We start from the raw sequence: 5159 nt of genomic DNA on the forward strand, positions 1-5159 counted from the left end.
CCCCCGCGATCCGGTCAGGGCTTAATGACGGCGTTCGACGATATAGCGGGCCAGGGCCCGCAGCGGCTCGGCGCTGTCGCCGAAGCCGGCGAGGGCGCCCAGCGCCTGGTCGCGCAGTTCCAGGGCATAGGCCTTGGCGGCGTCCAGCCCGAGTAGCGCGGGGTAGGTCGGTTTGTCGCGGGCGATGTCGGCGCCTTGGCGTTTGCCCAGGGTGGCGGTGTCGCTCTCCACGTCGAGGATGTCGTCCTGCACCTGGAAGGCCAGGCCGATGGCCTGTGCATAAGTCTGCAGGGCGTCGAGCTGGGCCTGTTCGGCGCGGGCGCTGGCCAGGGCGCCGAGGCGCACGCTGGCTTCGATCAGCGCGCCGGTCTTGTGCCGGTGCATGTATTCCAGGGCCTGCTGGTCGAGCTTGACGCCCACCGAGCCAAGGTCGATGGCCTGGCCGCCGACCATGCCGGCGGGGCCTGCGGCCTTGGCCAGGGCCTGGACCATCTGCAGGCGGATGCTGTCGGCTTGCGGGCTCAGCGCCGGGTCGAGCAGGGCGCTGAACGCCAGGCTTTGCAGGCCGTCGCCGGCAAGGATGGCGCAGGCTTCGTCGAAGGCTTTGTGGGTGGTTGGTTGGCCGCGACGCAGGTCGTCGTCGTCCATTGCCGGCAGGTCGTCATGCACCAGCGAGTAGGCGTGGATCAGTTCCACCGCGCAGGCCGCACCGTTGGCCTGTTCGGCCGGCGCACCCAGGGCCTCGCAGGCGGCGTAGGCGAGCAGCGGGCGCACGCGCTTGCCACCGTTCATCACGCTGTAGCGCATGGCGGCGTACAGGCGCTCGAGTTCTTTGGAGGGGGCCTTGAACAGCGTTTCCAGTGCGGCGTCGACCCGTACCTGGGCGCTGGCCTGGTAACCGGCGATCATGCCTCTGGCTCCGCGTCGAACGGCTGGGCAGCCAGCTCGCCGTCACGTTCCAGCAGGATCTGCACCTTTTGCTCGGCCTGGGCCAGGGCACCCTGGCAGTCACGGGTCAGGGCGATGCCTTGCTCGAAGGCGGCCAGCGACTCTTCCAGCGACAATTCGCCGTTCTCCAGGCGCTCGACCAGGGCTTGCAGGTCGGCGAGGGACTGTTCGAAATCGATGGAGGCTTTTTTGCGGGCCATGGCGACTGTCTCGGTGGTATTCAGAACGGCGCGACACTAGCAGAGCGGGGCAGGGGGAGCAAATCAGCAAGGCTTTGGTCTTATTTTGTAGCATTTGTGCCGGTGCGGATGTCTTGCAAATCCAGTCGTTTTCAGATTGTGAGGGGGTTGGCCCTCTGCCATACTCCGCGCCCTCTGGCCCGCGGGCTGGCGCCCCCCCTTTGATGTCACGTAACGGACTACGTTGTGAGCTTCCTTTCGATCGAATTCGGCCTCTGCTTCACGCTGTTCTTCATTGTCTACTGGAGCCTGTGCTGGAGTGCACGGCTACAGAACCTCCTGCTACTGGCGGCAAGCTATGGCCTGGTGGCGAGTTTCAGCCTGAACTCGCTGTACATCCTGCTGGGCTACAGCGCACTGGTGTACCTGCTTGGGCTGCTGGCCGGGCGTTACCCCGGGCGCCGGTTCTGCGGCGTGCTGCTGCTGACCTTGGTGCTGGGCTGCTTCTACCTGTTCAAGTACCAGGCATTCTTCGTCGAGGGCGTGCAAGCCGCGCTGGCGACGGCCGGGCTGGACGTGTCGCTGCCGTTGCTGGAACTGCTGGTGCCCATCGGCCTGTCGTTCTACACCTTCCATTCGGTCAGCTACCTGGTATCGATCAACCGCCGTGAACTGGCGCCGGCCACAGCGCTGGACCTGGCCCTGTACCTGGCGTTCTTCCCCAGCCTTGTGGCCGGCCCGGTCAACCGCGCCCTGCACATGCTGCCGCAGATCCGCCCGCAGGGCATGCGGCAGGTACTGGAGCCGCAACGGGCACTGGGGCTGATCGCGCTGGCGGTGGTCAAGCTGTTCTTCCTCAGCGCCTGGCTGGGCAGCGAGTGGGTCGACCCGGTGTTCGAAACCCCGGGCAGCTTCACCCCCGAGCAGGTGCTGTTGAGCGTGTACGGCTACAGCCTGCTGATCTACTTCAACTTCAGCGGCTACACCAACCTGGTCACCGGCATCGCCCTGCTGTTGGGGTTCCGCCTGCCGGAGAACTTCAACGCACCTTATGCCGCGCACAACCTCAAGGAGTTCTGGGGGCGCTGGCACATCAGCCTGTCGCGCTTCATCCGTGACTACGTCTATATCCCGCTGGGCGGCAACCGCAAGGGCGTGTGGCGCGGCAACCTGAACATGCTGCTGGCGATGCTGGTGTCCGGGCTGTGGCATGGCGCCAGCATCAACTTCATTCTGTGGGGCGCGCTGCACGGGGTTGGCCTGGCCCTCTCCAAGCTGTTCAGCCAGTTGCTGCCAGGCTTCGCGAATATGCCCGGCGCTGGCCTGTTGGCACGCCTGATGACCTTCCACTACGTGGCTTTTGCCTGGATCTTCTTCCGCAGCCCGACGCTGGACGGCGCCGTCGAGATGCTCGGCGACATCGCCCAACTGAGCCTGGCCGGGCTCAACAGCGCCACCGGCCTCATGCTGCTGGCCTGCGTGTTGTACATCGCCACTTATCCACAGTGGCTGGCAGTGCTGCGCAAGGGCTTTGCCGCCAGCCAACGGCTGCCCTGGCAGCTGTACCCAGTGCCGCTGGGGATTGGCGTGTCGCTGGTGATTTTCGCGTCGCAATCGGGTGTGCCGGGGTTCATCTATGCAAGCTTCTGATAGCAAACAGCTGTTTCAGGTGCAGATGGGCGCGGCCCGTGCGTTGTACGCGATCGTGGTCACTACCGCCTTGTTGTTCTGGCTGAACCAGGACTCGATCAGGCTGTACTGCCAGCAGAAGTACCACCAGAGCTGCGAGATCCCGCTGCTCGGCCAACTGCCGGCCTGGCGCTTCGGGGCGCAACTGACGGCGGCGCTGGAGCAGGGCCGCGACAGCGTCATCGAGCAACTGCAAGAGGCGCAGCAGCAGGTCGCAGGCCCAGTGCCCGAGGTGCTGCCCGCGCCGATGCCGGTGGTCACGGTCAACCTGGAAACACCGGCGGCGTTGGCCCAACCCTTGCCGGCGGCGCCAGTGGCCAAGCCTGCGCCCGCACCCCAGCATGCCCTGCCGCCCCAGGTGGCCGTTGCAGCGCCGCCGGCGACACCTGCCCCGACCTTGCTGCAACCTGGCACCGTGGTTTCCCTGGCCGCCGGCGATGACGTGCTGCTGGTCGGCGACTCGCTGATGCAGGGCGTGGCCCCGCACCTGGCCAACAGCCTGCGCAAGCGCTACCAGATCCGCACGGTCAACCTCAGCAAGCAGAGTACCGGCCTTGCCTACCCGGGCTTCTTCAACTGGCCGAAAACCGTGGCCGAGACCCTTGCCCACGAACCGAACATCCGCCTGATGGTGGTGTTCCTCGGCCCCAATGACCCCTGGGACATGCCCCAGGGCAAGGGCAAGCCGTTCCTGCGCTTCAAGTCGCCGGAGTGGGAAGTGGCCTATCGTGCACGTATCGATTCGATCCTCGACCAGGCCCGTGCGCACAACGTGCAGGTGCTGTGGGTCGGTCCGCCGAACATGGAGAAGCCGCGGCTGTCCACGGCCATGGGCTACCTGAGCGGCCTGTACCAGCAGCAGACTGCGCTGTTCGGCCAGCACTATGTGTCGGCCAACCCGATCCTCGGCTATACCGACGACGGGTTTGCCGCGACGGTGCTGACGCCCGAGGGCAAGCGGGTCAAGGTGCGGGTCGATGACGGCATTCATTTCACCATCACGGGCCAGAAGATGATCGCCGCACAGGTACTGTCGCTGATCAGCTTGCCGGGCCTGACCGTTACAGGACACTAAGATGCGCCAATGGCATCACTTGCTGGGCCTGGCCCTGCTGATCAGCGCCGTACCCGCGTGCAGCACCGGCGCCAACAGCGTGGCCACCCAGCCCGCCGCACGGCCGGCAGCGGCGCCCGTTGTGCGCCAGGACGGCAATGTCGGCCTGCTTGCCGGCAAGTTGCGCAATGCCGGCCGCGCGCCGGTTGGCATCGTCCAGCTGGGCGACTCGCACACCGCCGCCGACCTGTTCAGCGGTGAGCTGCGCCGCCTGCTGCAGGCGCAATACGGCGATGGCGGCATCGGCCTGGTGCCGGCCTCGTCGGTGCCGGGTATCCGCAATGACCGGGTGATCATCAAGAGCGAGGGGCGCCAGTGGCAACTGGTGTCGGCACGCAACCAGCAGAGCAATCAGTTCCCGCTTGGCGGTTACCTGTCGCTGCCGCAGGCCAACCGCTCCAGCGTGCTGTTGCAGGCGCGTGATGAAGACCGCCAGCGCTACAAGGTTTCGGCGCTGTACCAGTCCACCGGCAATGCCACGTTGCTGGCCAACGGCGGCCAGCGTCGCCCTTTGGCCATCACCAACGGGCAGTGGCGCTTCAGCCCGGCCTTCGCCAATCTCGGCCTGCCGCTGCAACTGGGCGTCGAGGGCGGGGGCAACATCGCGTTGGGCGGCTGGTACCTGCAGGGGCAGAGGAATGCCGGGGTGATCTACTCGGCGCTGGGCATCAATGGTGCCCGCCAGGAGGTGGTGGACAAGTGGCAGCCGGGTTGGCTCGACAGCCTCAAGGCTGTGCGACCGGACCTGGTGATCCTGGCCTATGGCACCAACGAGGCCTTCGACGACACGCTCGACCTGGGGCTGTACCAGTCGCAGCTGGAGGCGACGCTGCGCAGCCTGCGCAAGGACCTGCCGCAAGCAGCAATCCTGCTGGTCGGGCCGCCGGACTCGATCAAACGGCGTAAGGCGGGGAGCTGCGCGGCGCGTCAGCCACAGCCGCTGGCGTCGGTGATCCGCATTCAGAAGCAACTGGCACAGCGGCACAAGGCGCTGTTCTGGGACTGGCAGGCGTTCATGGGGGGGCCGTGCTCGATTGCCGGTTGGCAGGCCAATGGGCTGGCGCGGCCAGACCTGGTGCACCTGACGGCTGACGGCTATCGCAAGAGTGCGGCGGGGTTGTATGCGTTCTTGAAGGGGCCGTTGGGGTTGCGTTGAGCTTCAGGCCCATCGCGGGGGGGGGGAAGAGCCCCGGCTGGCTTCGGGGGGGGGGGGTACACACAAGAGGAGG

At 66.4% G+C, this 5159-nt stretch carries 5 protein-coding genes; 3 read left to right on the forward strand and 2 right to left on the reverse strand.

The features are described 5' to 3' along the window. Nucleotides 1-21: 21 nt before the first annotated feature. Entirely contained in the window at nucleotides 22-909 is an 888-nt protein-coding gene (locus ACO6VM_RS23515; protein ID WP_390966632.1) for a polyprenyl synthetase family protein, read from the reverse strand. Further along, nucleotides 906-1148, reverse strand: coding sequence for an exodeoxyribonuclease VII small subunit (locus ACO6VM_RS23520; protein ID WP_011531978.1), 243 nt, complete (start codon nucleotides 1146-1148; stop codon nucleotides 906-908). Before ACO6VM_RS23520 ends, ACO6VM_RS23515 begins: the two co-directional genes overlap by 4 nt. A gap of 225 nt (nucleotides 1149-1373) precedes the next feature. Here ACO6VM_RS23520 and ACO6VM_RS23525 point away from each other — a divergent pair, with 225 nt between their 5' ends. From ACO6VM_RS23525 to ACO6VM_RS23535, 3 genes are read left to right on the forward strand one after another with little or no spacing between them, the layout of a single operon-like run. Then, nucleotides 1374-2777, forward strand: a complete 1404-nt coding sequence (locus tag ACO6VM_RS23525) for an MBOAT family O-acyltransferase (protein ID WP_422403873.1) — start codon at nucleotides 1374-1376, stop codon at nucleotides 2775-2777. Next, nucleotides 2764-3891 carry a DUF459 domain-containing protein gene (locus tag ACO6VM_RS23530; RefSeq protein ID WP_401058008.1) on the forward strand — a complete coding sequence of 376 codons (1128 nt, stop codon included), beginning with the start codon at nucleotides 2764-2766 and terminating at the stop codon, nucleotides 3889-3891. Before ACO6VM_RS23525 ends, ACO6VM_RS23530 begins: the two co-directional genes overlap by 14 nt. 1 nt (nucleotide 3892) lies before the next feature. Continuing rightward, nucleotides 3893-5086, forward strand: a complete 1194-nt coding sequence (locus ACO6VM_RS23535) for an SGNH/GDSL hydrolase family protein (protein WP_422403874.1) — start codon at nucleotides 3893-3895, stop codon at nucleotides 5084-5086. Nucleotides 5087-5159: the final 73 nt, after the last annotated feature.

The sequence above is a fragment of the Pseudomonas sp. GZD-209 genome (assembly GCF_049310485.1).
Lineage (GTDB): Bacteria > Pseudomonadota > Gammaproteobacteria > Pseudomonadales > Pseudomonadaceae > Aquipseudomonas > Aquipseudomonas sichuanensis.

Excerpts from the sequence above, each read along its gene's own strand:
- ACO6VM_RS23515 (WP_390966632.1), bottom strand. The coding sequence starts at position 909 with ATGATCGCCGGTTACCAGGCCAGCGCCCAGGTACGGGTCGACGCCGCA.
- ACO6VM_RS23520 (WP_011531978.1), bottom strand. The coding sequence starts at position 1,148 with ATGGCCCGCAAAAAAGCCTCCATCGATTTCGAACAGTCCCTCGCCGAC.
- ACO6VM_RS23530 (WP_401058008.1), top strand. The coding sequence starts at position 2,764 with ATGCAAGCTTCTGATAGCAAACAGCTGTTTCAGGTGCAGATGGGCGCG.
- ACO6VM_RS23535 (WP_422403874.1), top strand. The coding sequence starts at position 3,893 with ATGCGCCAATGGCATCACTTGCTGGGCCTGGCCCTGCTGATCAGCGCC.